Annotated in this window: 21 protein-coding genes and 1 pseudogene; 13 read left to right on the forward strand and 9 right to left on the reverse strand. The window is 49.3% G+C overall.

Annotated features, from left to right (window positions below; genetic code table 11):
* The first annotated feature begins 1 nt into the window (after position 1).
* Together argJ and QWI16_RS11615 are read left to right on the forward strand one after the other, a co-directional pair.
* The gene (gene argJ / locus QWI16_RS11610) at positions 2-1,222 is read left to right on the forward strand and encodes a bifunctional glutamate N-acetyltransferase/amino-acid acetyltransferase ArgJ (RefSeq protein WP_302713310.1); all 1,221 of its coding nucleotides are present in this window, start codon (positions 2-4) and stop codon (positions 1,220-1,222) included.
* On the forward strand, positions 1,203-2,171 hold the full coding sequence (locus QWI16_RS11615) for a Nudix family hydrolase (protein ID WP_302713311.1): 969 nt from the start codon (positions 1,203-1,205) through the stop codon (positions 2,169-2,171). The genes argJ and QWI16_RS11615 overlap by 20 nt, the downstream gene beginning before the upstream one ends.
* A 1-nt stretch (position 2,172) precedes the next feature.
* Here the strand turns inward: QWI16_RS11615 and yacG are convergent, their stop codons facing one another.
* From yacG to pilB, 5 genes are read right to left on the reverse strand one after another with little or no spacing between them, the layout of a single operon-like run.
* Positions 2,173-2,358 (reverse strand): DNA gyrase inhibitor YacG, encoded by a 186-nt coding sequence (gene yacG / locus QWI16_RS11620; RefSeq protein ID WP_302713312.1) that lies wholly within the window; start codon positions 2,356-2,358, stop codon positions 2,173-2,175.
* Positions 2,355-2,978 (reverse strand): dephospho-CoA kinase, encoded by a 624-nt coding sequence (coaE, locus tag QWI16_RS11625; RefSeq protein WP_302713313.1) that lies wholly within the window; start codon positions 2,976-2,978, stop codon positions 2,355-2,357. Before coaE ends, yacG begins: the two co-directional genes overlap by 4 nt.
* A 6-nt stretch (positions 2,979-2,984) precedes the next feature.
* Positions 2,985-3,839, reverse strand: coding sequence for a prepilin peptidase (locus tag QWI16_RS11630; protein WP_302713314.1), 855 nt, complete (start codon positions 3,837-3,839; stop codon positions 2,985-2,987).
* 6 nt (positions 3,840-3,845) lie between these two features.
* Positions 3,846-5,117, reverse strand: coding sequence for a type II secretion system F family protein (locus QWI16_RS11635; protein ID WP_302713315.1), 1,272 nt, complete (start codon positions 5,115-5,117; stop codon positions 3,846-3,848).
* Between the two features lie 3 nt (positions 5,118-5,120).
* On the reverse strand, positions 5,121-6,830 hold the full coding sequence (gene pilB / locus QWI16_RS11640) for a type IV-A pilus assembly ATPase PilB (protein ID WP_302713316.1): 1,710 nt from the start codon (positions 6,828-6,830) through the stop codon (positions 5,121-5,123).
* A gap of 485 nt (positions 6,831-7,315) precedes the next feature.
* On the opposite strand from pilB, the pseudogene QWI16_RS18785 reads away from it, so the two are divergent.
* The 8 genes and pseudogenes from QWI16_RS18785 to QWI16_RS11680 form a co-directional block, all read left to right on the forward strand.
* Positions 7,316-7,424: pseudogene (locus QWI16_RS18785) on the forward strand (prepilin-type N-terminal cleavage/methylation domain-containing protein); the annotation flags it as partial.
* Positions 7,425-7,794: 370 nt separating this feature from the next.
* Positions 7,795-9,531: a DCC1-like thiol-disulfide oxidoreductase family protein gene (locus tag QWI16_RS11650; RefSeq protein WP_302713319.1), complete on the forward strand. Its 1,737-nt coding sequence runs from the start codon at positions 7,795-7,797 to the stop codon at positions 9,529-9,531.
* A gap of 59 nt (positions 9,532-9,590) precedes the next feature.
* Positions 9,591-11,444 carry a hypothetical protein gene (locus tag QWI16_RS11655; protein ID WP_302713320.1) on the forward strand — a complete coding sequence of 618 codons (1,854 nt, stop codon included), beginning with the start codon at positions 9,591-9,593 and terminating at the stop codon, positions 11,442-11,444.
* Between the two features lie 76 nt (positions 11,445-11,520).
* Positions 11,521-13,386 carry a hypothetical protein gene (locus QWI16_RS11660; RefSeq protein ID WP_302713321.1) on the forward strand — a complete coding sequence of 622 codons (1,866 nt, stop codon included), beginning with the start codon at positions 11,521-11,523 and terminating at the stop codon, positions 13,384-13,386.
* On the forward strand, positions 13,383-14,243 hold the full coding sequence (locus tag QWI16_RS11665; RefSeq protein WP_302713322.1) for a glycosyltransferase family 2 protein: 861 nt from the start codon (positions 13,383-13,385) through the stop codon (positions 14,241-14,243). The genes QWI16_RS11660 and QWI16_RS11665 overlap by 4 nt, the downstream gene beginning before the upstream one ends.
* Before the next feature lie 115 nt (positions 14,244-14,358).
* Entirely contained in the window at positions 14,359-15,612 is a 1,254-nt protein-coding gene (locus tag QWI16_RS11670; RefSeq protein WP_302713323.1) for an oligosaccharide flippase family protein, read from the forward strand.
* A 15-nt stretch (positions 15,613-15,627) separates the two neighbouring features.
* Complete coding sequence (asnB, locus tag QWI16_RS11675) at positions 15,628-17,151, forward strand: asparagine synthase (glutamine-hydrolyzing) (protein ID WP_302713325.1); 1,524 nt, start codon at positions 15,628-15,630, stop codon at positions 17,149-17,151.
* A complete protein-coding gene (locus tag QWI16_RS11680) occupies positions 17,145-17,561 on the forward strand; it encodes an FAD synthase family protein (RefSeq protein ID WP_302713327.1) in 417 nt (138 codons plus the stop codon). Before asnB ends, QWI16_RS11680 begins: the two co-directional genes overlap by 7 nt.
* A gap of 30 nt (positions 17,562-17,591) precedes the next feature.
* On the opposite strand, the gene QWI16_RS11685 is transcribed toward QWI16_RS11680, so the two are convergent.
* The 4 genes from QWI16_RS11685 to nadC all read right to left on the reverse strand — a co-directional run bounded on the left by QWI16_RS11685 (position 17,592) and on the right by nadC (position 22,197).
* The gene (locus QWI16_RS11685) at positions 17,592-18,752 is read right to left on the reverse strand and encodes a CDP-glycerol glycerophosphotransferase family protein (protein WP_302713329.1); all 1,161 of its coding nucleotides are present in this window, start codon (positions 18,750-18,752) and stop codon (positions 17,592-17,594) included.
* Positions 18,753-18,762: 10 nt separating this feature from the next.
* The gene (locus tag QWI16_RS11690; protein WP_302713331.1) at positions 18,763-19,911 is read right to left on the reverse strand and encodes a glycosyltransferase family 4 protein; all 1,149 of its coding nucleotides are present in this window, start codon (positions 19,909-19,911) and stop codon (positions 18,763-18,765) included.
* Entirely contained in the window at positions 19,898-21,217 is a 1,320-nt protein-coding gene (locus tag QWI16_RS11695) for a nucleotide sugar dehydrogenase (protein WP_302713333.1), read from the reverse strand. The genes QWI16_RS11690 and QWI16_RS11695 overlap by 14 nt, the downstream gene beginning before the upstream one ends.
* 107 nt (positions 21,218-21,324) lie before the next feature.
* Positions 21,325-22,197: a carboxylating nicotinate-nucleotide diphosphorylase gene (nadC, locus tag QWI16_RS11700; protein WP_302713334.1), complete on the reverse strand. Its 873-nt coding sequence runs from the start codon at positions 22,195-22,197 to the stop codon at positions 21,325-21,327.
* A 279-nt stretch (positions 22,198-22,476) separates the two neighbouring features.
* Between nadC and QWI16_RS11705 the strand changes: the two genes are divergently transcribed.
* The 3 genes from QWI16_RS11705 (at position 22,477) to ampE (ending at position 26,528) form a co-directional block, all read left to right on the forward strand.
* A complete protein-coding gene (locus tag QWI16_RS11705; RefSeq protein WP_302713336.1) occupies positions 22,477-24,849 on the forward strand; it encodes a DUF1631 domain-containing protein in 2,373 nt (790 codons plus the stop codon).
* 164 nt (positions 24,850-25,013) lie between these two features.
* Positions 25,014-25,586, forward strand: coding sequence for a 1,6-anhydro-N-acetylmuramyl-L-alanine amidase AmpD (ampD, locus tag QWI16_RS11710; protein ID WP_370659927.1), 573 nt, complete (start codon positions 25,014-25,016; stop codon positions 25,584-25,586).
* A 39-nt stretch (positions 25,587-25,625) separates the two neighbouring features.
* The gene (gene ampE / locus QWI16_RS11715; protein ID WP_302713338.1) at positions 25,626-26,528 is read left to right on the forward strand and encodes a regulatory signaling modulator protein AmpE; all 903 of its coding nucleotides are present in this window, start codon (positions 25,626-25,628) and stop codon (positions 26,526-26,528) included.
* Positions 26,529-26,535: the final 7 nt, after the last annotated feature.

Here is a 26,535-nt window from a genome sequence, read left to right on the forward strand (position 1 = left end):
CATGGCCGTAGGTGATTACCCTTTCCCTGAAATGCCGGCGATTGCCGGCGTTGCTATTGGTGTTGCTGCCGCTGGTATAAAAAAGCCGGGCCGTAACGATGTTTTGTTGTTTGCCCTGGCTGATAAAGGCTGTGCGGCGGGGGTGTTTACTAAAAATGCCTTTTGCGCTGCACCGGTGACGATCTGCCGTGAACATCTGGGCGCCGAGAAGACGCGCTACCTAGTGATCAACTCCGGGAATGCCAATGCCTGTACGGGCGAGCAGGGCCGCGTGGATGCGCTGACGGTTTGTTCCGCTGTGGCAACTGCTGGTGGTGCGCAAACTGCACAGGTGTTGCCGTTCTCTACGGGGGTTATTGGAGAGCCTCTGCCTGTCGGAAAAATTGAGGCGGTGATTCCTGCACTCTTTGACAGTTTGCAGGAGTCAAATTGGGAGGCTGCCGCTCGAGCGATTATGACGACCGACACTCGCCCTAAAGGAGCTACACGACAAGTGGATATTGAAGGGGTGACGGTCACGGTCAACGGTATCAGCAAAGGTGCTGGTATGATCAACCCAAATATGGCGACGATGCTCGGTTTTATCGCGACTGACGCTGCGGTGGAACAGGCTGCTCTGCAGGGGATTGTGCGCGAAGCCGCGGGACTCTCGTTTAATCGCATAACGATTGACGGCGATACCTCGACCAATGATGCCTGTGTCATCATGGCCTCAGCCGAGGCGGGCAATCCTGTGATCAGTGACACTCGATCGGCGGCGTTTGAGAGCTTAAAGCAGGCGGTGACGGAAGTGTGTACCGAGCTGGCACAGATGATTGTGGCCGACGGGGAGGGCGCCACCAAGTTTGTCACTGTGGATGTCACCGGCGGTGCCAGCCATGATGAATGCCTTAAAGTGGCCTACGCCGTTGCGCACTCGCCCCTGATCAAGACCGCGCTTTTCGCTTCAGACCCAAACTGGGGGCGCATTGTCGCTGCGATTGGCTACGCCGGAGTGGAAGATCTTGATCCTACAACGGTAACCGTCCATCTGAATGATGTGTTGATTGTTAAAAACGGCGGGAGGGCCTCTTCTTACACCGAGGCCCAAGGCCAGGCCGTCATGAGCGGTGATAGGATCGGCATTTACATTGATCTTGGGCGGGGTGATTGCCGCGAGCTGCTCTGGACCACAGATTTGTCGTATGAATATGTGCGAATAAATGCCGACTATCGCACCTGAGCGCGCGAAAACAATTCATGTCGCTGTGGGTGTAGTGACCGACGGCGAGGGGCGGGTGCTGATTGCCAAGCGTCCGGAGCACGCCCACCAGGGTGGCCTATGGGAGTTTCCCGGGGGCAAAGTGGAGGCGGGAGAAAGCTTGTTCACAGCGCTCGATCGGGAGCTCTTCGAAGAGCTGGACATTCGAGTGTTGGCGACCGAGCCCGTCATTGAAATAATCCACGATTACGGCGCCAAAGTTGTACGACTCGATGTTCATCGGGTTTCCCGGTTCAGCGGTGTACCGAGGGGTAAGGAGGGTCAGCCCCTGCTCTGGGTGAGGTGCGATGACTTGCCCGGCTATGACTTCCCAGCCGCCAATGCGCCCATCTTACAAGCGCTGTCCTTACCCGATACCTTATGCATAACCGGATCTTTTGCGTCGGAAGAGGTGTTTATCGAGTGCTTACAGTCGGCACTGGGTAAAGGCTTGTCACTGGTTCAGTTGCGGGCACATGAGCTATCGGATGAGCAATATCTGGTTCTTGCACAAAAGTCGCTTGATCTTTGCGATCAAGCCGGTGCGCGTCTGCTATTGAACCGCCGCTGTTTGCCTGAGAGCCTGAGGGAGCGCGTCAGCGCCCATGGTTTGCACTTGGATAACACTTCGCTCGCAAACCTGGCAGAGAAGCCTGAGGCGGGCTTAGTGGGGGCATCCTGTCACAGTCTTGAAGATTTGCAGCGCGCAGCGGCATTGGGGCTCGATTACGCCACACTATCACCCGTCGCTGCGACAGCTTCACATCCGCAGGCGGCGCCTATGGGTTGGGCGCGCTTTGCCGAGTTAGTCAGGCAGGCAAAGTTGCCGGTGTATGCCTTGGGCGGCATGAAACAAGAGGATCTCGGCAAGGCGAAAGCGAGCGGCGCCCAAGGTATTGCTGCCATCCGGGCCTTCTGGGCGGCCCCCTAGGCTATTGCTCGTCGTTTTGCGCCAATGCGTCCTCTCCTGGGATGCGGTGCCCTTCGGTCGCCCACTCCCCCAGGTCAATCAACTTACAGCGTTCACTGCAAAAGGGTCGGAAAGGAAAGTGCTCGGTCCAGGCCACCTGCGCCTGGCAGGTGGGGCATTGCAGCATAATAGGCTTGTCTTCACTCATAGGGCAGTATGTTTGGCAAGGGAGGTGTAGGTCGCGTGCAGAGTTTGCACCTGCGCCTGAAGCTCTTCTAGCGAGCCGTGATTGTGCAGAATGTCATCCGCTCTTGCAAGGCGCTCCTGACGATTTATCTGGCTGGCGATTATGGTTTGTATCTGCTCACGTGACGCTGTGTCGCGCAGCATGGCTCTATAAATTTGGTCCTCCTCAGGACAATCCACCACCAAGATGCGGTTTGTCAGGGTGTGTTGATCGGTTTCGAGCAGCAGGGGGGATACCAGCAGGCAGTAATCGGAGCTCGCGGCGTGAAGCTCTTGGATCAACTGTGTCCGAATAGCCGGGTGAAGTTGAGACTCTAACCAGGCTTTCTCGGTGGGGTCGGAAAAGATAATCTCTCTCAGAGCCCTGCGGTTGAGCGTACCATCGCCTTGCAAAACCACTTTGCCATAGCGCTCGGAAATCGCTGTCAGCGAGGGCTGGCCGGGTTCAACAACGGCCCGTGCGGCAAGGTCGGCATCGGCAACGGTTACGCCTTGGTGGGCGAAAAATGCCGCTGCCGCGCTCTTTCCGCTGCCGATACCCCCCGTCAAACCAACGACGAAGGGTCTTCTGATCGTCGCCATGACTTGCTAGCCGATGTTGGCAAGCTGAAGATAGCGCGCTGTGATCTCATCGCCCCACAAGAGCGCAATCCAGCCGGCAATGGCGAGGTAGGGGCCAAAGGGAATGGGGATATTTTTGTCGCGCCCTTTAATCAGAATCAAACCAATACCGATGACGGCCCCGACAAGGGATGAGAGGATGATAATCAATGGCAGCATCTGCCAACCCATCCAGGCACCAAGGGCCGCGAGCAACTTGAAATCACCGTAACCCATACCCTCTTTACCGGTCAGCAGCTTAAACAGCCAAAAAACCGACCAGAGCGACAAATAACCAAAAATAGCGCCCCAGAGGGCGCTAGGCAAATCGGTAATCAGGCCGAAGTAATTAACAATTAGCCCGAGCCAGAGCAGAGGCAGGGTGATGCAATCGGGTAATAGCTGAGTGTCAAAATCGATGACCGTCAGTGTTAACAGTGCCCAAGTTAACACCAAAACAGCCGCTGACGTCCACGTTAAGCCAAACAGGTATACTGCGGTAACTGAGAGAACTGCTGTGGCTATTTCAATAATTGGGTAGCGTGGTGATATCCGGGTTTTGCAGCTCGCGCATTTCCCGTTTAGCAGCAGATAACTTATTACTGGTATGTTGTGCCATGCCTTAATGGGCGCTTTGCAGACGGGGCAGTGTGAGGCTGGAAATGCCAGGCCCAGTTTTTCCTGCTGAGGTGCATCCTGCTCAAGAAGCTCACAGCATTGAGCACGCCAGCTCGCCTCCATAATTTTGGGGAGCCGCAGTATTAAAACGTTTAGAAAGCTGCCTAAAGTAAGTCCAAATAGTCCTGCAAATAGAAAGATAAACCAAGAAGGTAGCTCCGACATCGCCTGTTATCCCACCACATTGCCGAGTTGGAAAATCGGTAGATACATTGCAATGAGAAGCCCGCCTACTAGAACGCCCAAAATCGACATAATCATGGGCTCTAGCAGTGCAGATAGGCTATCGACTTTGTTATCAACCTCTTCTTCATAGTAGGTGGCTACCTTGTCCAGCATCTCGTCTAGGGCGCCAGACTCTTCGCCAATCGCGGCCATTTGAATGAGTAATGGTGGAAAAATACCTTGGTTTCTTATGGCGGTGTTTAGCTGAAGACCGGTTGATACATCCTCTCGGATCTTTATAACAGCCTCACTGTATATTTTATTACCGGCTGATCCCGCTACAGAGGTCAGGGCGTCGATTAACGGCACCCCGGCAGCGAAGGTGGTAGAGAGCGTACGAGCAAATCGAGCGAGAATTGACAAATATAGTATGTCACCAATCACCGGGATTTTAAGAGAAGTTCGGTCTAAAAAATACACAAATTTGGGGCTTCTAAGTTTGAGCTCGCGAAAGACAAAGCCGAAAGCTATAATTCCTACCAGAACGTGCAGCCAGTATGCCTGTGCCAAGTCTGAAAGGTGCAAAACAAATAGGGTAAACGCTGGAAGCTCTGCCCCAAAACCTCCAAATGTGTCTGCAAACTGAGGAACGACTTTGATTAGCAAAATCGCCGTTACGATTAGGGCGACAATTACAACGGCCGTTGGATAGGTCAAAGCTTTTTTAATTTTCTTCTTCAGTGCTTCTGTTTTCTCTTTGTAAGTGGCAATTCTATCAAGCATGGTTTCCAGGGCACCGGATTGCTCACCTGCTTCTACAAGGTTACAGAATAGATCATCAAAGTACCTTGGATGATTACGTAGTGCTGGCGCGAACCCTCCTCCTGCCGCTACGTCTTCTCGAATTTTGAGGATTAACTCTTGCATGGATCTATTCTCTAGACCATCGGCGACAATCTCAAAAGACTGTACAAGAGGCACGCCTGCTTTCATCATTGTTGCCATTTGTCTTGAGAACACGGCAATATCACTGGGCTTAATTTTCTTTTTGCCACCACTTAACAAAGGCTTCGGCTTTTTTTTGATCGATTTTACTACTAGACCTTGTTTCTGAAGCTGAGCACGAATGATAGCAGGATTTGTACCGCTCATTTCGCCCTGTAAAGTCTTCCCCTTTTTGTCTTGCACTTTATAGGTATAAATACTCGCGGTAGAGCTCTTGGAGCGATTCGTTGCCGAACTGTTTTTGCTGGATTTTTGAGCAGTTGCAGTGGCCATAAGTTAGTCCTTAGTGACTCGGTTGGCTTCTTCCAGGCTGGTTAAGCCCTGTGCAGCTTTTCGCAGTGCTGAAGTCCGCAAATTGTTGAAGCCAGCCGCTTTAGCCGCCTTGGCAATTTGCAGAGAATTTCCCCCTTCCATTATAAGGGAGGCTATCTCGGGCGTGATGCGAACTACTTCATATACGCCTACCCGGCCCTTATAACCTTTTAAGCAGACGTCACAGCCTACAGGATGATATAACTCAAACTCCTCCCTGGGAATGCCGATATCGTCAAAGCCTTCCTGGCTGAGAATTTCGTCTGGTATATCATCTGCCGGCCGTCGGCACTTGGTGCACAGTCGTCTTGCAAGCCGCTGGGCAATGATCAGGCTAACGCTGGTGGCGACGTTGAAAGCCGGTACGCCCATATTGAGGAGGCGGGTAAGGGTTTCAGGCGCGCTGTTGGTGTGCAGCGTAGAGAGTACCAAGTGCCCTGTTTGTGCAGCCTTAATAGCAATTTCGGCGGTTTCAAGATCGCGAATCTCCCCGACCATCACGATATCTGGATCCTGTCGCAAAAACGAACGAAGTGCTTCCGCAAAAGTCAGCCCTACCCTGGTGTTCATTTGCACCTGGTTGATGCCTTCCAGGTTGATTTCTACCGGGTCTTCCGCGGTGGAAATGTTGCGCTCTTCGGTATTGAGAATGTTAAGGCCTGTATACAGAGATACCGTTTTACCGCTGCCGGTAGGCCCGGTCACCAAAATCATACCTTGAGGCTGTTCTAGGGCAGAAAGGTACATTTGCTTTTGTTCGTCCTCATAGCCTAGTGCATCAATGCCCAGCTTGGCGGAGCTGGGGTCCAGAATCCGCAGTACGATCTTCTCGCCAAACAAAGTCGGCAGCGTGTTGACCCGAAAGTCAATCGCTCGCGTTTTTGACACTTTCATTTTTATGCGCCCATCTTGAGGTACTCGGCGCTCGGAGATATCCATTTGCGACATAACCTTCAGGCGCGCCGCGAGGCGTGTAGCAAGGCTGGTCGGTGGTTTGGACATTTCCCGCAAAATTCCGTCAGTCCTGAATCTAACGCGGTAGGTTTTTTCGTAAGGCTCGAAGTGTATGTCTGATGCCCCGATTTTGATGGCATCCAAAAGAATTTTATTAATAAAGCGCACGATAGGAGCTTCGTCGGCCTCGTTGGCCTCTTCCTCTGCATGTACATCAGCAGAGTCGGCCTCAAGCCCCTCGAGACCTTCGTCGTCGAGCCCTCCAAGAGCATCGCTGAGGCTCTCTTCATTTGCATTGATATAGGCTTCAATCGCAATGCTCAGCTTATCGGCCTCTACCAGAACAGCTTCTGTGTTAATGCCGGTGTTGAACTTGATTTCATCCAGAGCGCGCAAATTGGTGGGATCCACCACACCGACAAACAGGCGGTTTCCACGGCGCATCAGCGGCAAGGCGTGATGCTTTTCAATTAGCTTTGGGTCGACAAGCTTTTTTGGTAGGGAGAGAGGGCTGATCGCCTTAATGTCGAAGACGGGTGTTCCGAATTCGTCCGCAGCGATCTGGGCAACAGTTCTGGCATCTAGCAAATCATTTCGCACGAGATACAGTGCGAAGGGTAGCTTTTGCTTATTAGCTTCCGCCTGGCTGTCGGCGGCCAAGGATTCATCGAGAACTCCGTCGCTCACCAGTCGCTTTGCCAAACCTGTCAACGCTGCCATGAGTGCCCCAGTATTAGTTGTTTTGGGTATAAATTAGTAAAATTCAGAACGTTGAACCTACAGAGCAGCGGGTTAGAGCCTCATCCTGCCGCAGCTATTGGCCTCGCCCAAGTATCGGGGGTCGCCTATGCCTTTGGCATGACTTCAATAAAGTCCTGTAACATATTGTCTGCAAAGGCGAAAGTTCTTTTGTCAGGCCTTACTTTATTCGTTAGCGCGTGGTAAGGCAATGCCTTGGCGTTTTAATCCCTTTTTTTGGTTCGCGAAAATACGACCTTATCGGATAAGGTGTGACAGAATTTGTCACATTTTGCTGCTTAAGGGCTGCCATGCTGCAGGGCAATAGGTAGCAAAGCCAATTCAGGGCTAGTCTGCGGTCGAACTGAGGGTTGGCCTTTTTTTTGCTTCCTGTTGTGTAGGTTGGTGGCAAACTAACCCTAACGTTAAAAATGGTTGTCAAACAGTGAGCGTTTCTGGAGGCTCTAATGAAAAAGCAACAAGGTTTTACATTGATCGAACTGATGATTGTTGTAGCAATCATCGGTATTCTGGCGGCTATCGCACTGCCCCAGTACCGAGACTACACTCAGCGCTCAGCAAACGGCGCTTGCCTGGCAGAAGCTAAAGCGTACATGAGTGCTGCTGTATCCGATGCGGCAGATAACAGGGCGCCGACTGCGTTTACCGCTAGTGCTTGTACTACGGGCGCGACAATGTCTGTGGCAGATTACAATGCCGGCAATAGTTTGACGTTTGCCGCAAAGACACAAGGTAACGCGTCCATCAAGCAAGACACAACTTGCGATGCTGGTAAAGGCTCTTGCGAGCTGGCTGCAGCTGGCGGTGGCGGTGGTACCTGAGTTTAATCTAACGCGGGTCCCTCAAAGGCGTGCTTTGCACGCCTTTTTTATATGCTGTCTGTGATTTAACTACACATTATGTATGCCTCTATAAGGTGTGAGCAGTGTCGATAAAAATCTATTACGATGGCAAGTGTCCGTTCTGCCGCTCCTACACCCAGTATCTGCGCTTAAAAGAGTCTCAGGGGGAGCCTCAGCTTATCGATGTGCGGATCGACGAAGCGTCTCGGTTGATGCTCAGGAGCGAAGGATTTGATTTGGATCGAGGTATGGTCGTTGATGTAAAAGGGCGGTTATACAGCGGTGAAAAAGCTGTTGCTGTACTGGCTGGTTTGAGTAGTAAATCAAACCTGTTCAATCGTATTAATGGTTGGCTGTTCTCTTCAGTATATCTCGCTGCAATATTTTATCCGGTGTTAAGGCTTGGGCGAAACTTGGTATTGCTGGTTTTGGGGGTTCGCCCTGTCAACGAAAATCCTGAAAATCAAAATTTAATACTTTTTTCATGTTGCTGGGGCTTCTTTAGTGTTTTGCACGTTCTGGTTTACTCCTACCAGTACGGGGTTGACCTATTTTGGTCTACCTATTTGGTGGCTGCTGCCGGCTTTCTACTCTTTGTTCGGCCGGATAAGGTTCTTTTGCTTCTTGCGTTGTTGTTGCTTGGCGTTTTTGACGCTTGGCTACAAATGCCATCTTTTTCTAATCACACGATTATAAAAAACTTTTTTTTGTTGGCAATAATTTTCTCTGGGTTGACCTGCGCGTGGCGGGGTGACTCTTGGTCCGACTGGTTTGAGGTGGTTGCGCCAGTAGGTCGAGCTCTTTTGCTAATGATGTATGTATTCGGTGTGTTCCATAAGTTGAATAGTGGCTTTTTGGATCCGTCAGTCAGTTGTGCCGTGGAGTTGTGGCGTAGCATGCCTTGGCCATTGTACTTGGTCGATTGGGGCTGGGCTAGGTATTTATTTATATATGGCACTTTGATTGCAGAGGTGGCGATTCTAGTTTTCTTATTGGTGCCGCGGTTTCGCCATTGTGGCGTCTTGCTTGGTATAGCCTTTCATATGATGTTGGCGTTAAGTAATTACGCCATGTATACCGCCTTTTCGATGTTATCCGTAGTCTTACACATATTATTTATATCGCGGGCAAGTGCAAAAGCAATTATCGAGGACCCGTTAAGTCGACGGTTTTTATCGTTGTCTCGCTCTTGGAGGGGCTGGATTATAGCAGCTGCCTATCTTTCCGTGATTCGGGTTTTGGCGTGGATGAATGTATTTTGGGCGGTGACATTAGTTTGGTTCTTTTGGGTGGTGCCGTTTTTGTGGATTGTATTTAAGTATGGGAAAGACAAGCGTGATCATAGAGTCTCAGCTGTATTTTTTTCTAAAAAGCCGCTGTTGAATGTAATATCTCTGCTGTTTTTCGTTAATTGTATTACCCCTTATCTGGGATTAAAAACCGCGCAGTCCATTAATATGTTTGCAAATCTTCGCCTGGAAGACGGGGTCAGTAATCACTTGGTTCTCTCGTCGCCGCCCGGTCCATTTCTCTACCTCGAAAATGTAGTTAGAATTGTAAGTAGCACGGGAGTCGATTATTTCAATTACGTAAAGGCAAATCAGCTATATATAACATACTACGACTTTTTAAATCGCCTTGAGCAGCATCCTGCTGCAATAGTAAGTTATGAACGGGAAGGCCATATCTACTTGGATAAGACGGCCGAAGACCTTAGTGTGGAGATGGAAAAAGTGTTACACCCCGAATGGGTGAGAAAGTGGTTTCACTTTATTCCTGTTGATTTAAATACACCGAAAGCTTGCGCTTTAGATAGGTAGGCTAGCCTAAGTATTCTCCCAGAGCAGTGTAATTTTCCTATTAACAAATGGTTACCCCTGTGGATTTTTCTGACAAAGAGTTCTTAAGTTTGAGATCTGTCCAAGTATTAAGCATCAGTTTGGCATTGCTTCTTGCTATTGCTGTATTTGTCCCGGGCCTAGGGGGGGAATTTATTCTGGATGACGGCATAAACATTATTCAAAATCGCCTTCTATACCTGGAAACACTGAGCGTGGATGGTTTGCGGAATGCGGCTTTTAGTTTCCACGATGGGCGGGGAAGCCGGCCGATACCGATGGTGAGCTTTGCAATGGATTACTGGCGCGCTGGAGGGATGCATGCGTCGACCTTTAAAGCAACTAATTTGGCTTTTCATGCGCTAACGACTTTCATTCTTATTTTTTTCTTGAGGCGCTTACTGCTGTTAATGGGTTGGGATTCGAGTCGTGCGTTCTGGGTGGGTCTAGGTTTGGCTTTAGCATGGGCTGTACATCCGTTGCAAGTGTCATCAGTTCTCTACGTTGTACAGCGTATGCAGACTATGGCTACGCTCTTTATACTGCTCGCAATGTGGTGTTATGTGGCTATGAGGCAGTTTCAGATAGATGGCGTCGGCCGCGGACGCCTGCAGGGCGTGGGTGTTATTATCTTTGGTCTACTGGCATTAGCATGTAAAGAAGATGCGCCTTTGCTTTTTGCGTACGTTTTGGCTCTTGAGTTGTCACTTCTGCGCTTTCAGGCTGCTGACGAAAAGGTATCTAGAGGACTAAAACAAAGCTTCATAGTGCTTTCTTTCGTGGTTCTGTTTGGATACTTTTTTATCTTATTGCCCCAATACTGGCATTGGGCTGACTATCCTGGTAGAGAGTTCTCTTCCTGGGAGAGATTGCTGACGCAAGGGAGGGTTTTGATTATGTATTTAGGACAAATTATTGTCCCTCTACCGGATAATATGCCGTTTCTATACGACAATTATGTCGTTTCAAGGGGCTTGCTGAAGCCATTAACGACTCTCCTTTCAATTTTACTAATTGTCGGAATACTGCTCTTGGCGTGGTTGTGGCGCTGTTATAGACCCTTGTTTTCCTTCGGTGTGCTCTTATTTCTATTTGGCCACTCCATTTCAAGTAATGTGATCCCACTGGAGTTGGTTTTCGAGCACAGGAATCACTTTCCGCTTATTGGAGCTTTGATAGCAGTTTTTGAGCTACTAAAATTAGTCTGCGATCGCTTGACAGTAGAGAAATTTTCCAGACTGGCTTGCTTTGGTGTGGTGCTTATGTTGTTGATGTTTCTTACATTGCTGCGCTCCTTCACCTGGGGAGATCCCGTCCGACATGGCGAGAAGCTAGTTGAGCTGGCAGCTCAGTCCCCTAGGGCTTGGGCGCAACTTGGTGGCGCGTACTACGACAAATACAAAGAGTTAAGGGAAGAACGTTACTTGATTAAAGCAATTGAGGCAAATGAGACTGGGCTAGAGCACGTTCAAGCCCCATCATTGGCCACCAATATCGTAGTATACAAATCCATCTTAGGTCAGCCTGAGAGGGATGACTGGAATCTTCTATACCGGATGCTTCGAGAGGGGACTTCTGAGTTGCAGAGCAAGCTGGCGGTTTGGACTTTGCTGGACAATGTGCGAAGAGGTACAAATTTAAGCGTTGAGGAGGTCGTTAACGCTATCGAAATTCTTGCGGAGAGTTTCGAGCTTGGGGCTGCGGAGTATTTGCAGTTGGCCGTTTTTGTGTTTAAAAGTGCCGATGCGGAAAGGTCGCTCCCTCTTTTTCTGGAATTTTCTCAAAGTGCTGAGGCGAATGATCCTAGGGTGGCGCGTATCGCTAAAGAGCTAGAAGGCGTCGGTAAGCTGGATTGGGCTAAAGAAATTTTGGCTGTAAATGTAGGCAAAATGTAGCTACGGTCACCGTAAAAGGGGAAGGTTTGATGTGCAATTATAAGCGCCAAATTAAACTACTGAAAAGGTGAAGTCCTTGCACTTAAGTATTTGTTGGAATAGGTATTTATACGTATCCCTAGGCTTTACGATTGCAGTGGTTGCAGCAATTTTGCTGTCGATAGGCATAAATGGTGGTTTCTTTTTTGATGACCATTCAAATATCGTAAACAATACGGCGTTGAATGTGAGCGACTCAAGCAGTCTGAAAGACGTTATACGAGCTGCTTACAGTTTTGAAGCGGGCGGTGGGTCTCGCTCTCTAGCGATGCTTACTTTTGCTTTTGATTCGTGGCGATCTGATATGAATCCGGCTGCTTTTAAGGCAACCAATATTATCATTCATTGTCTCACCTGTCTTGTCCTATGCCTGTTTGTCCGGCAGCTACTTTTGCTTTCTGGTTGTAGTGTTAAGCGCTCTGAAATTTCAGCACTTGCGATCACTGCGGTATGGGCGATACATCCATTGCAGGTTTCATCTGTTCTGTATGTCGTACAGCGAATGCAGACCCTCGCCACATTGTTCACGCTACTTGCTCTGTTTCTATACCTTCGGATGCGGAATGCGCAGATGAAAGACCTGCATTGCCAAAGATATGGCATTTTGGCAGCACTTTCTGCGCTGCTTGCCTTCGCCTCAAAAGAGGATGCTGCATTAATACCTCTGTATTTGTTGGTTTTGGAAATAACAATTTTAAAGTTTAGGGGGAGTAATGGTTTGGACTTGGAAGGGATGCGCCGAATCTATTATTTTTTGACTTTTATCGGCATCCTCATATATTTATTTGTTGTGATTCCCTATTTTTGGAGTTGGGAAAACTATTCTGGCAGAGATTTTAATAGTGTTGAGCGTCTATTGACTCAGGCTAGGGTTCTTACAGTTTACCTGCAGCAGATACTATTTCCCTGGCCAGACTGGATGACATTTTTCTATGATCATATTTCCGTCTCCAGAAGCCTTCTGAACCCTCCGAGTACATTTTTTTCGATAGTGTTAATACTTATTGTTTTGGTGAGCGCTTGGTGTCTTCGTATCGTGCAGCCCGTATTCTCATTCGGGTTTTTGTTTTTTTTTGCAGGCCACTTCATGACAAGCAATGTCATAAGCTTGGATTTGGCCTATGAGCATAGAAATCATCTACCTATGGTCGGTGTATTCCTTGCAGTAGGAGATATTCTGTCGACAGTTGTCAGGCGCTATGGTTGGTTTTGTAGGAGTTCTCTGTTTTTTCTCTGTATTGTATTGTGTGTTGAAGGTCTGGCTACCGCTCGAAGAGCACACTATTGGGGGGATGATTTGCGGTTGGCTGAATACCATAAACGCATAGCTTTGGAGTCTGAGCGCGCTTGGTTATCACTTTGCACCGCTCATTTTGAGAGGCATGGTATAAATAAGGATGGCAAACACCTCGCTTTAGCCATAGATGTTTGTCAAGAAGGGGCTAATCGTTTATCTCGATCTGCCATTTTGGTGAGTAACTTAGTTACCTACAAGGCAATCAATGGAACAGTTTCCTCGTCAGATTGGAAGCTATTAGAAAAGCGTTTGAGAGACGCCCCTATGAACATTCAGAATCAAGGGATTTTGTGGGCAACTCTTTTAAATGCCGAGCGAGGGCTTTTTAGTGAAAAAGATGAAAATGGTGTGCTCCAAACGATTAATATAATTGCAAGTAGAATTGAAATCCCCCCTGAGTCGTTGTTACGAATCGCTGTTTTTATCTTCAATGAAACGTATCAAACAGAAATGGCGCTCCCATACTTGAAGCGCGCTGCTTCTCAAATTCCTAAAGAGGATCCACTCATGGAGCTTATTATTAGTAGGCTTTCTGAAGCTGGGAAGGATGATTGGGTGGAGCTTCTAAGAAATGTTAATCAGAAAAGTGTTAGGGGTAGTACATGAAGGAAATTTCTGTGATCCTCCCAGCGAAGAATGAGAGTGCTTCCGTGGGCCAAACAGTTTCACTGATTAAGAGTCATTGGGCTGGTGCTGAAATAATTGTTGTCGACGATGGCTCAACTGACGACACCGCCTGTGTTGCTGAGAGTTCTGGTGCGAGAGTTGTAACTCACCCCTATAGTAAGGGCAATGGTGCTGCGATAAAAACTGGTTTGCGCGCGGCGTCGAATAATATAGTTGTCTGTATGGATGCTGATGGACAGCACCGCGCTGAAGATATACTGGTTCTGTTGGAAAAGTTAGAGGCCGGCTTCGACATGGTAGTTGGTTCGCGCAGTAGGCAGGGGCAGGCTGGGTTTCACCGATCGCTTGCGAATGGATTTTACAATCGATTTGCCAGCTGGATGGTAGGTCACAAAATTGAGGATCTTACTTCCGGTTTTCGTGCTGTAAGGAAAGACAAATTCATGGAGTTTATTAGTTTGTTGCCTAATAAGTTTTCGTATCCAACGACTATTACCATGAGCTTTTTCCGGGCTGGATACTCGGTTGGTTACGCTCCTGTAAATGTTTTGAGTAGGGCGGAGGGGTCAGCTAGTCATATTAGCCCGTGGAAAGATGGTGTTCGCTTTCTTTTGATAATTTTCAAGATCGGAACTTTGTTCTCGCCCTTAAAACTGTTTTTTCCAATTTCGTTGGTGCTAGGTTTAAGTGGGATTTCTTATTATGCTTATACTTATTTGACTGATGGAAGGTTTACTAATATGGGTGCGCTGCTATTCACTACGGCTATTCTCGTGTTTTTAATGGGGTTGGTTTCGGAGCAAATAACAGCGCTAATGTATAAGGGTAAAAATTAAGGGATCTCTTTCGCTGGGGGAAATGTGTCGCGGCGAATGGTCTCTTAGATTTTCGTTTAAGGTCATTTGCTTGAGAGCTTTTAATGGTATGTTTTAATGAAAATACGCGGCTTTCATGACTAGTGGTGCTGTTGCTACAGCTACAATTCGAACTGGCTTGGTTCTTGGCGTGCGATTGCTCGTGCTGGCGGGAACGCTATTGCTTGTTGCGAGAATGCTTGGTTCTCAACAGTTCGGTGTTTTTGCTGGGGCGTGCTCTTTGGCGCTTTTTCTCGGCTCGCTTTCTTCATTTGGATCCCAGCTAATGATGCTGCGTGCAGTTTCAAAGAATGCAGAAAGTAGTGAGGAAATATTGTCCTATGCTATTCCCCTTGTGCTGCTCCTCGGCGCCATCGCTTTAGTCTGTTTCTTGGTCGTCATGTCGTGGGCTATTCCTTCCGCTCAAATTTCATTTGGCGTGCTATTGGCTATTGGATTCGCAGAAACCATTCTTCAGCCTTTCTTGGGATTGATGTCGGCCGAGCATCACGGTTTAGGGAGGGTTGCCAGGTCCCAAGCTTTGCAATTTTCTCCCTTAGCTTTAAGATTTATTTTTGCGTTGTTAGTATCCTTTATTGGCTTTCAGGATGTTCTGAGTGCTTATGCATTGGGCTACTTCTTGGCATCAGTTGCGGCGTTGGTTTTAGGTGCATACTATCTTCCTAAGTCCTGGCCAAATTGGAGAAAATGGCGTGTTGTAACGCTTACTTATATCAGCGCTTCTTGCTCTTATGCTGCCATTAATTTCTGCAAATCTGGTTCCGCTGAGCTTGACAAAGCGGTTGCTTTAAAGCTCCTTCCGGTTGATCTGGTGGGTCTGTATGCGGCGGGGTCTCGTGTTTTGGGAGCGCTAATGCTTCCAGTTTCTGCTATGGTCGTTTCCGCAGTTCCTTATATATTTCGGTCTCAGGATGCCCATTTGCACGATACTCGTCGAATGGTTTTCTATATGTCTGGTGTCTCTTTTGCCTATAGTCTGTTTTTGCTGGTCGGGCTATGGATAGCTTCTCCATTCATAGAAATAATTTTCGGAGATGGTTTCAAGGGGCTTTCGGAAATACTGCGCATATTTTGCTTTGCTATTCCTGGATTGTCGTTACGATTGGTTTCGGGGAATGCTCTAATGGCGATTGGAAGGCCTTGGCTAAGGGTTGGCCTAGAGGTGATCGGGCTGGTTACTTTGGTGGCATCAAGTATATGTTTTGTTATTTTTGTTGGTGAAAAATACATGCCTTTTGCTGTCATTCTGTCTGAAAGCATTATGGGCGTTTTCGGCATCTTGATTCTTAGGTCTGTTCTGTATAAAAAGAGCATCCCCTCCTGCTTCTAGTGCCGAGGTTCTATTATGTGTGGTTTCATCTTTCAGCTAAGTCAAAGGGCGAAATGTGCTGATGATTTTGGCAGGGCTTTAGAGCGAATTTCTTGGAGAGGGCCGGATGCTCAACGGATTGTCCGGTACAATCAAGGAAAAGTTCTTTTAGGCCACTGCCGATTGGCCGTAGTCGATTTGAGTGATGATGCCAACCAACCAATGGAGTCCGTTTGCGGGCGATATGCTATTGTTTTCAATGGTGAAATATACAACCATGATTTTATCAGGAAAAAACTCAATTTAAAGTGTAAGACTAAGTCGGATACCGAGACTATTCTTGAGGGATACTCATTGGTTGGAGATGATATTTTCTCGCTCCTCGATGGAATGTTTTCTTTGGTCATTTATAATCGAGCTACAGGCCAATGGACCGCTGCGCGAGATGCTTTTGGTATCAAGCCGCTGTTCATGTGGCGAAAAAATCAAGAGATAATTTTTTCTTCGGAGGCTTCAGTTGTTGCAAGCCTAGCAGGAGCCATTCCATGTCCTATTGCTTTAGCCGAATGGAGGGTGATTCGCCGACCGCTACCAGGGGCAAGTTTTTTTCAGGGTGTAGAGGAAGTTACCCCTGGCCAGGTCGTTAAATCGTCGGGAGAGACCTTTTTTCATTGGAAGTGGGCGGCGGCAAATGAGTCCTTCGAGCAAAGTGCTTTTGAAGAAAGGGTCAGGCGCAGCGTTGATTTGCATGGAATGAGTCATGTTGAAAACGTTTCTCTGCTAAGCGGAGGGTTAGATAGTGCTATTGTTGTTTCCTTGGCTGGCACCAGCGCTGCATACTCAGTAGGGCTTGAGTATAATAATGAGTTCGAAGGGGCGCAAGAGACCGCTGATCTGGTGGGAGCCTCTTTAAAGAAAGTATCGGTGTCAGAAGACGAGCTGGTCTCTACTTGGAAGTATCTGACCCGTCTTCGTGGTGAGCCGCTCAGTTTGCCAAATGAAGGATTAATTTACAATGTTTGCCGGAAAATGACCCCACAGCAAAAAGTTGTTCTTACCGGAGAGGGGGCGGATGAAATATGTTTTGGGTACGATCAGATATTTCGTTGGGCCTCAGGCTTGAATGAGCTTGACACGCATGCTTTTCTTGATCTGTACGGTTATTCTGCTGATTGTCGATCTGAACGTTTGGAGTCATTTGTAGATCTCCTGAAAAGAGGTAAAAGCCCCATAGAGTTTGTTGAGGATTTTTTCCTCTTAGTTCATTTGCCATGTTTGCTTAGACGAATGGATTTTGCGTCAATGGCCGCCTCTAAAGAGGCTAGAGTTCCGTTTGTTTCTAAATCACTCATAGGGTATTGCTATCGCCAGCCGTCATCGTTAAAAATCAATTCGCTAGAGTCTAAGCTCCCAATTCGAAAATTCGCAGAGAGGCTTGGTTTATCTGGAGCATTACAGCGAAAAAAAATTGGATTTTCTGCTCAATTTACTTCTAATGCTTCTAGAAAGGAGTCTTACAGAAGTTTTCAGGATATAGTTTTGGGGGAATTGAAATGGTGATTGGTTATACGGCGGGAGTTTTTGATTTGTTTCATGTTGGGCATGTAAATGTTCTAAGGAACTCAAAATCATTATGTGATAGGTTAATAGTTGGCGTGACAGTTGATGAGCTGGTTGCATATAAGTGCAAAAAGCCTGTAATTCCCTACGAGGAACGGGTCGAGATAGTGAGGTCGTGCAAGTACGTTGATTTGGCTGTGCCTCAGTTGTCTATGGATAAATTGGATGCGCACGATAGGTATGGGTTCAATCTTATGTTTGTGGGCGATGATTGGTATAAGACAGAGAGATGGAAAGATATTCAAGAAAAATTATCTAATAGAGGAGTTAAAATCATATATTTTCCTTATACTAGGACGACGTCATCAACGCTAATCAACTCTACTTTAGAGAGTCTTCGTTTGCTTTGAGAGTTGTTTTTTGAGTTTAAGGCCAGAGGCTCAAATTTTCTCGAGGATTCTTTGCGTGCACCTTTTGCTGGCATTGCCGTCGGCATAACTTGAATAAAGCTTGTTTTTTATTGATGCGCGTAGTGTTGAGCTGGCGTTTAGTGACTTTTCTGGGTTGCCTAAAGCAGTGTTCATCAATTCAATCATTTCGCTCGTGTTTTTTGCGATACTATCGAATCTAAACTCTGGACCGAGGAAGAACCCTTCTTTGAAAGGTGGTGGAACATCTAAAAATATCGTTGGGCGGTCGAGTAGCAGCCAATCAAACGCGATGGAAGACCAGTCGCAAATTAGAAGGTCGCAAATTAGCAGTAGTGATTCAGTGTTTGGATACTCTTCGAAAGATCTAAATATAATCCTATCTGAGTGGTATGAGGTTTTTTCTCTCGAGTTTAGGTGAGCTCTGACAATAATCACTGATTCTGATTGTTTTGCGAAGCAGTCTAGTTTAGAAAGCAGCGATGCTTTATGCTCCTCAAAAGGGAAGATGCTTCTATGTTTTGAATCTTGTTGCCAGGTCGGCGCAAATAATACGATTTTTTTCGACTGTGGAATTCGGAAATCGCTTTTAATTTTTTTTGTGTTCTCGCTGTTGTTGATCAAGATATCTGTTCTTGCGTAGCCTGTTATTTTAACTTTGCTGGCGTTGAAGCCAAATTTTCCTGTATATAGTTGAGCTATATAAGGCGAGGTTACCCATGTTTCATCGTACTTATGTTGTATTGAAAAGTTTTTTGGTTTGAATCCCTTGAAGGGTATTCCGTGCCAAACATCAAAAAATTTTATGCTGCTGAGAGTTGTCAATATGCTCATCGAGTGCAGTCCGTGACTGCTTACAATTGCGCTCGCTTGGCTGAGGAGAATGGCGGTCTTTGGGTGATAAGCTAGGTAGCTATTGTAGCCGCCTTTCCTAAGCACCCTATTATAGTTTGCGTCTAAAGTTAAGAATATGGGCTTGGTTGTTTTTGAGTGGTGATTTTCTATATCTGTATAGATCGCGAGTAGGTTTCCGCAAAGTTTATGTCCATAGAAAACGATAACTTTTCTATTGCTTTTTTTTTGTCTGATTCTTAGGGGTAGCGACAGAAAGGCGTTGATTGCTAGCGCTGCCAACGATAAAAGATGAAGAGGGTTTTTTTTATCTACCTTCATTGTTTTTGGCTTATTTGGCTATCGCTGCGCTAATGCGATCTTTAAAATTATCCCAAGAGAAAGATTCTGCAAACTTAAGGCAATCTCTTTTATTTGTCGGGTTCTTCAATATTGTCTTGATGATTTCTGATAAGGCCTGATAGTTTCCTTGGCTTGCCAAGTGTCCGGAAACAGATTCGGCTACTGAATCAACGGTGCCCCCGGTTGAGAATCCCGCTGTGGGTGTTCCGCACGCTGCCGCTTCAATCGCGACCATTCCAAATCCCTCCGGGTCTCCTTGTATCTCTCTTACAGGAAAAACATGCACGTCGCTAGCTGCATAGGCGATTTGTAGTGTTCTAAGGTCAGTTATGTTGCCCGTGAACACTAGGTTTGACGTTAGACCATGTTTTCCGGCTTCTTCTAAAATTTCTGATTTGGTTTGAGCTTTAGCGTAAAGAGAGTTTTGAGGGGTTTCGCCGACAATTAATAATTTTACGGTCGGAAACTCTCTTGCAATATCGGCTAATGATTTCGCGACAAATTCTTTGAGTCCCTTTCTTGTAGTTAGGCGCCCCACGGATAGCAATACCGGTCCTCCTTGCAAGCCATACAGCTGTTTGAAACTATTTACTTCCATTGCGCTTGGTTGCTGCTCAGGTATATCTACCCCTGGGTGAATAACGACGATTTTGCTTTCCAAAATTCCGCGCTCTACTAGTAAGGCTTTTGTTGGTTTGCTGTTGGCGATTACCGTATTCATTCGTCTTAGGCTAGGAATCCAGAAGCGTTTGTATAGCGGGTGTGCAACAGCCACATCCAGCCCATGTGTGTAGGTGATCGCCTTGGCGCCAATAAGCTTTGCGCAGACTAGAGCAATGGGAGCCGTTAGTCCGCTTCCGGCGATTATGTGTGTCGGGCGAAGTTTAAACGTGTGGAAGATTGCATTGAGCTGGGCGTATAGTAAAAAAAGCCAAATGGGCGTTAAGGGCGCGCCTGAAAATTGGACATTCGCGGGAAGACTGTCTCTCGAGATGCTCGGTCCGATTACGGCGACCTTGTTATGTTTCGCCAACCCTTTTGCCATATTCAAATTCAGTCTTTCCATTCCCCCGATCAATGGCGGCAGATTGCGGGTTACAATTAGAATCCTATTGTCTGAAGTCTTAGGCTTTGACAACGTTTTCACCATCAAGTCGGTTACGTGTGTCAACAATCGTCAAGCTGTGTTCTTGAAGCTGAAAGTAATCGAAATCATCGTGGTCTGTGGCCAAGACTATGCAGTCGTATGACCGTAATCTCTCCGGTGTTAATGCCACGCTTGATAGGTCAAAGTGATAGTCTCGCTTATTTGGAAATGTGGGCACATATGGGTCTGAGTACTCAATAAGTGCGCCCTTGTTCTGTAGCTGCGCCATTATTTCCACTGCGGGAGACTCTCGTGTGTCGTCTATATTCTTTTTGTACGCGAGACCAAGCACCAAAATCCGACTGCCGTTTATTGATTTCTTTCGCAGGTTGAGCGCTTCCGATACCTTGTTCACCACCCACTCCGGCATCTGGTGGTTTACCTCGCCGGCTAATTCAATAAACCGTGTATTTATGCCGAATTCTTTGGCCTTCCAGGTTAGGTAAAAGGGGTCTATGGGAATGCAGTGCCCTCCCAGACCAGGGCCGGGAGTGTAGGGTACAAAGCCGAAGGGCTTAGTGGCGGCAGCTTCTATAACCTCGTGTATGTTTATACCCATTTTATCGGCGACTATTTTCATTTCGTTTACCAGGCCGATGTTAACGGCCCGGTGTATGTTCTCCAGAAGCTTAGTCATTTCTGCCACTCTGGTGTCACTAACGGGTACAAGGGTGTTGATGGCGTGGGCGTAAAGGGCTTTCCCTAGTTTTAAGCAGTTCGGTGTCATACCGCCAAGAACCTTGGGTATCGTGGCCGTTGTATAGTTGGGGTTGCCTGGATCTTCGCGCTCAGGGGAGTAAATCAAAGCGCAATTTTTGCCGGCAGTAAAACCTTGCTTCTTCAATCTGGGGTGCAACAACTCTTCTGTTGTGCCCGGCCATGTTGTGCTCTCCAAGGAGAGTATTTGTCCGGCACGAAAATAAGGTAATATAGAGTCTACTGTGTTGGTGACGAACGATAGGTCTGGTTGGTGGTGTTGATCCAATGGCGTAGGCACGCAGATAATCTGCGCGTCCACCTCTGTACTTTTGCTAAAGTCGGTGGTGGCGTAAAACCCATTGTTGAGGGCAGCGGTTATATCGCCTCCACTTATGCGCTTTATATAGCTCTTTCCCGAGTTTAGCTGATCTACTTTGTTCTGATCGATGTCAAAGCCGGTGACTTTTACCCCTGCCTCGGTAAAGCGCAAGGCCAGAGGTAGACCCACATAGCCCAGGCCGTAGATTCCCACATGGAAGTCGCCCGACGCCAGTCGTCCTTCTAGTTGCTTAAGGGGGTTATTGTCTTCGACTGACATATTTTGCTCTTTGAGGCTTCAAGTTTTGGTTCAATTCGATCATCGCAGAAGTTCGTGGGAGGAGCAAGCAGTGTCACGGGCTACCTGGCTGTTGCATATTTGAAGCGTTAATCAAATGATGCGATGACTCTCATGGATAAATCTACGGCCTTACAGTGTTTGGTCAATGCCCCCACTGATATGCGGCTGATGTTTTCAAGCACTGCTCTCTGGGTTTCCAGTTGGGAGATGTTCAAACCGCCGGATAGCTCGAGGTGGGAGGTTAATCCGCGGCCTTGTAAATGTTGATTAATCTCTGTTAGCTCCATTTCATCCAGCATAATAATTTCGGCGCCTGCAGCGATGGCCCTATCCAGCTCATCCAGAGTTTCCACCTCTACCTCCACCGGTTTACCGGGTGCTAACTCGCGAGCCTTCTTGATCGCTTGGGCGATGCTGCCTGCCGCTGCGATGTGGTTTTCCTTGATTAAAAAAGCGTCGTAAAGCCCCAGTCGGTGGTTGTGGCAGCCTCCGCAGGCGACGGCGTATTTTTGGGCGCTTCGCAGCCCGGGTATGGTTTTACGCGTGTCGAGTATTTTGATGGGCAGGTCTTTGACCAGGTCGGCGTATTGTCGGGCCGTGGTGGCTGTGCCGGAGAGTAGTTGGACGAAGTTGAGCGCGGTTCGCTCGCCGGTTAATAGGGAGCGTGCCCGGCCCTGGAGTTCAAAAAGTACACTGTCGGCGGCTGCCTTCCCGCCATCGTCGATGTGCCAAGTGATTGTGACCTCGGGGTCCAACTGGCGGAAGGTTTCCTCTACCCAGTCTTTACCGCAAAATATGCAGTCTTCACGGGTGATGACCTCGGCTTTGGCGAGTTGCTCGGCTGGAATCAGTTGAGCGGTGATGTCGCCTGAACCCACATCCTCTTCCAGGGCGGCTGTCACGTTCTTGATGATGTCGCGGCGCAGGTTGGGGATGGTATCGGCATAAAGCTTGATCATGGGGCTCTCTCTGGATGTCCGGTGTGTGACGCTATTGTACTCAAGGCGGCGGAGGCCTGCCCGAACTTCCGCTTGGCACATTAAGTTACCTTGTTGGTCGCGGCGACATTTTATATAACCTGGATTCTGGGTTCTCAGTGGATCAATAGCTTTCAGTTATTTTCCTTACGGCTTTTTAGCGGCAAATGTGATATTCCGCTCATTGTGTCAAACTCTGGCTGTGCTTGCCGATACAGATACCTATACTAGTCAGTGAAAGGTTCCCATTGGGTTGTCATCATGAACAAATCTCGATCAAACGGCCACGAAAACGTCGTCCATCTCAACCCGGAGCACAAGCGTCCGGCCGAGGTGGCCTTGGCTCGTATGCCTGCCGCTATGCATCAGTTGCGCGAGAAGGCCCGGCTGAAGCTGCAGGCACTGCTGCGTGGGCTGTTTGATAAGGCCGATGACGCGCTTTTTGAGCTGGCAGACCAAGCGACCAACAACCACGAGCAGAACCTGTATTTTGATTCGATGCGCCAAGTACGCCTGCGCCGCAAGGAGACAGAAACCGAGTTTTTCCGTCAGCTGGATATCGGCTTTGCCCGGTTGGTGGACCCGGCCGCTTTTCCTGTGAAAGACGAGCAGGACGACGAGGCCCCTGAGAATCTCGCGCTCGTGGGTAATGATGAGCTTGAGGAAATGGTCGCGAGCGAAACCATGATCAACCGGGCTAACGAGCAGTTTGCAGAGCAGGTGCAGCACCTCACCTTGCGCATGGACCAGCTCGTGCCCGTGAAGGTGTACCAGAAAAACAACCCTGTTGGCCCCGACGTTGTCTGCCACGCCTTTGTTGAAGCTGCCAGTCAGATTGATGTCGACGTCAAGGCGCGTCTGGTAGTGTTTAAGCTGTTCGACCGTATGGTAATGAATCAGCTGGCCGAACTCTACGCTCTGCTCAACCAGCAGCTCATCGACGCCAATATCCTGCCCTCACTGCGTGGTAATCCGGGTATCTCGCGCCCAGCGCGTCCCTCGAGCATGGCGGCGCCACACAAGTCGCAGGAGCGCTCCGCGACCAGCCAGGAGCGTGCGCGTGAAGAGGGCGCCGATGAAGGTGCCCAGCAGCTGCTGGGGACGCTGAGGGAGCTGCTCGGTAGTCAGCGCGGCGATTCAGCGGTCTCTGCAACTGATGCCTCCTCGGCTCCGAGTCTGTCGTCTCAGGATTTGGTGAGTGTGCTGACGCTGGCACAGCAGCGTGGTGGGGCTTCAGCAGAGTCGGTTGCCTCGCCGGAGCAAGTGAAAGCGCTGGTCTCGAACCTGCTTCAAAGAAGCGGCAATGGCGAGCGGGATATCAATCAAGTCGATGAAGATGTGATCAACTTGGTCAGCATGATGTTCGAGTTTATTCTCGAGGACCGGAGTTTGGCCGCTCCCATGAAGGCCTTGCTGGCCCGCTTGCAGATACCCATGATCAAAGTGGCGATTGCCGATAAGTCCTTTTTTGGTAAGGGCGGCCACCCAGCCCGTCGTCTGCTGAACGAAATGGCTACCTCGGCGCTCGGCTGGCAGGATACCGGGGAAGAAAACCGCGGCAGGGATGCGCTCTACAAGAAAGTGGATGAGACCGTTAGCCGCGTGCTTACTGATTACACCAAGGACGTGTCGATTTTTGAAACATTGTTGCTGGACTTTCGCGCTTTTCAGGAAAAGGAAAAGCGTAGGGCGAAAATCCTGGAACAGAGAACCATCGATGCCGAAGACGGCAAGGCCAAATCCCAGCGCGCCCGAGCCGAGGTGGACGCCGCTCTGGCAGAGATTTCTGCAGGCGTAGAGGTTCCACACGCGGCTGCGCAGCTATTAGCGGCGGCTTGGTCCAATGTGTTGTTTATCACCTGCCTGAAAGAAGGACCGCAGAGCGAAGTGTTTGAGTCGCAACTGCAGACGGCCCGGGATCTGGTGTGGAGCACCACGACGACCATGGATGTCGAAAACCGGCCTAAGCTTTTGAAGCTGGTGCCAAGGCTGCTTGCCAGCTTGCGCAAGGGGCTGGAAGACATTGCCTTTAACCCCTATCAGATGGGGCAAATGTTCAAAGCACTGGAAAAGCTGCATCTGGATATTTTGCGGGGTAAGGCGCAAGACGCTGTTGAGTCCTCGGGCGTTGAGGCGGCGGAGTCTGTGGTTCAAGCGGCACCCGTTCAGGCCCCGGAGCTCGAGGCTCAGCCGACATCACCTCCCGTAGCTGCTACCCCGGATGTAGCTGCTACTCCGGCAGAGGCGCCAGCGAGTAATGCGCCGGCTCCAATTCCAACACTGGCTGAGCAGGCACACGAGCAAGCTCTGGTTGTGCCAGAAGCGGCTGCTGGCGAGGACGATGAGGTGAGTGGGCAGCATATGGCGTTGGTGTCAAACCTGACGCAGGGCTCCTGGTTTGAAATGACCGCAGAGGGCGGCGAGAAGTGTCGCTGCCGCCTAGCGGCGATCATCAAGCCTACCGGCAAGTACATTTTTGTTAACCGCACCGGGATGAAAGTGGCCGAGCAGACCCGGGAGGGCTTAGCGCGCGCCTTGCGCGATGGCCATATGCTGCTACTGGATGATGGTATGTTGTTTGACCGGGCTCTTGAGTCCGTGATTGGCAACCTGCGCCAGTCTCGGGGTCACTAGCGATAGGCTTCATCGCTTTCTCGTTCGTTACGCCGGGTCTGGTCACCCGGCGAGTTTGTTGCTGCCGAAAAAATCATCGCTTGGCAGCCCGCCTGAGATCGGCTTTCTCCTGACATTGCCCTCCCGTTATACTGCTTGAGCTTATATCAATCAGGAAGGCGCTTTTGTCATTTAATTCGCAGGCGGTCAGCATCGAACGCGGGTGGGTCTCTACGGCGAGATCTTGCCCCTCTCCTAATTGTGGGCCCCGTCCAGAGGGGGCGCTCGTCAGTTTACTGGTGATTCACAACATCAGCCTGCCTCCCGGGCATTACGGCGGCGGTTGGATCGAACAATTCTTCACCAACCGGCTGGATCCCGCGGCGCACCCCTATTTTACCGAGATTGTCGACTTGAAAGTGTCGTCACACCTGTTGGTGACCCGTGAGGGTGAGCTGGTGCAGTTTGTCAATTTGGATGATCGGGCCTGGCACGCAGGCGCCTCTTGCTTTGAGGGTGTTACTGAGTGCAATGATTTCAGCATCGGCATCGAGCTGGAGGGTACCGACACTGAGCCCTACACGGATGCGCAATATCGCACGCTCGGTGAAGTCAGTCGGGCTATAATGGCTCAATATCCCGCCGTCACTGCCGGGCGAATAGCCGGTCACTGTGATATTGCGCCGGGGCGGAAAACGGACCCAGGCCCGGCTTTTGACTGGTCGCGTTATCGGCAGATCATTAACTCAGAGGCTTGAGTAGCGGCAGTATCAACGACAACAGGAGGTGGTGCGACTATGACATTTTTGAGCCTGGTGATTGTCCTGCTGTTGGTCCAGTGGTGGGGCTCTGGCAAGCCACTGCAGAGAGACGAATGGTTTTACCGTTGGTGGCAATGGTTGCAGGCCCACGCCGGTGAGCGCCTTCCCGCTGGCGCCGTTGGCTTTCTTGCCGTAGCCTGTCCGTCATTGGTGCTTTTGGGGCTCGTGTTGGTGATTGGCTGGTATCTGCCGGCAGTTTGGCTGTTGTTGGTGAATGTCCCGGTGCTGCTCTACAGCCTGGGGCGCGGAGAGTTCAGTCAGTCTCTGCAGAAATACCTAGAGGCCGCCCGAGCTGACAATTCCGTTCGTGCCGCTCAAGTGCTGGATGAAATGAATTTGGACCCTGGCTTGCGCTGTGAGCGCGAGGGCGATAACTGGATGCAGCTTCACCAAGAGGCGTTGCGTGTTTTCAGTTATCGCGGCTTTGAGCGAATGTTCGCGGTACTGTTCTGGTTTTTGGTTGCCGGCGCTGTTGGGGCGCTGGTGTATCGGCTGGTGGTGCTTTTAAGGGCGCACCTGCTTGAGCAAAATGATCCGGCTGCGCGCTCTGTCAATTGCGCCGCCCATTGGCTGGAGTGGCCCGCGGCACGCCTTATGGGTGTGTCATGGGCATTGGTGGGAAATTTTGAGGCCTGTATCAAGCCCTGGCGACAGTATTGCTTGGATACCCGTGTCTCTACCCCGGTTTATCTTGCGGCCGTATTGAGCGGCGCTCTGGGCGATGAGCGACACTGGCCCGACAGTGACGCCGCTACAACGCAGGGGGCTCGTATCGAGCCTGCTTACAGCTTGCAGCTCGTGGCACATACAGGGGCGATGTTTTCCCGGGCGCTCCTGCTGTGGGTTTTTGCGGCAGCGCTGATAATATTGATTGTGTAAGGAGTCG

This window comes from Gilvimarinus algae, assembly GCF_030518215.1.
Lineage (GTDB): Bacteria > Pseudomonadota > Gammaproteobacteria > Pseudomonadales > Cellvibrionaceae > Gilvimarinus > Gilvimarinus algae.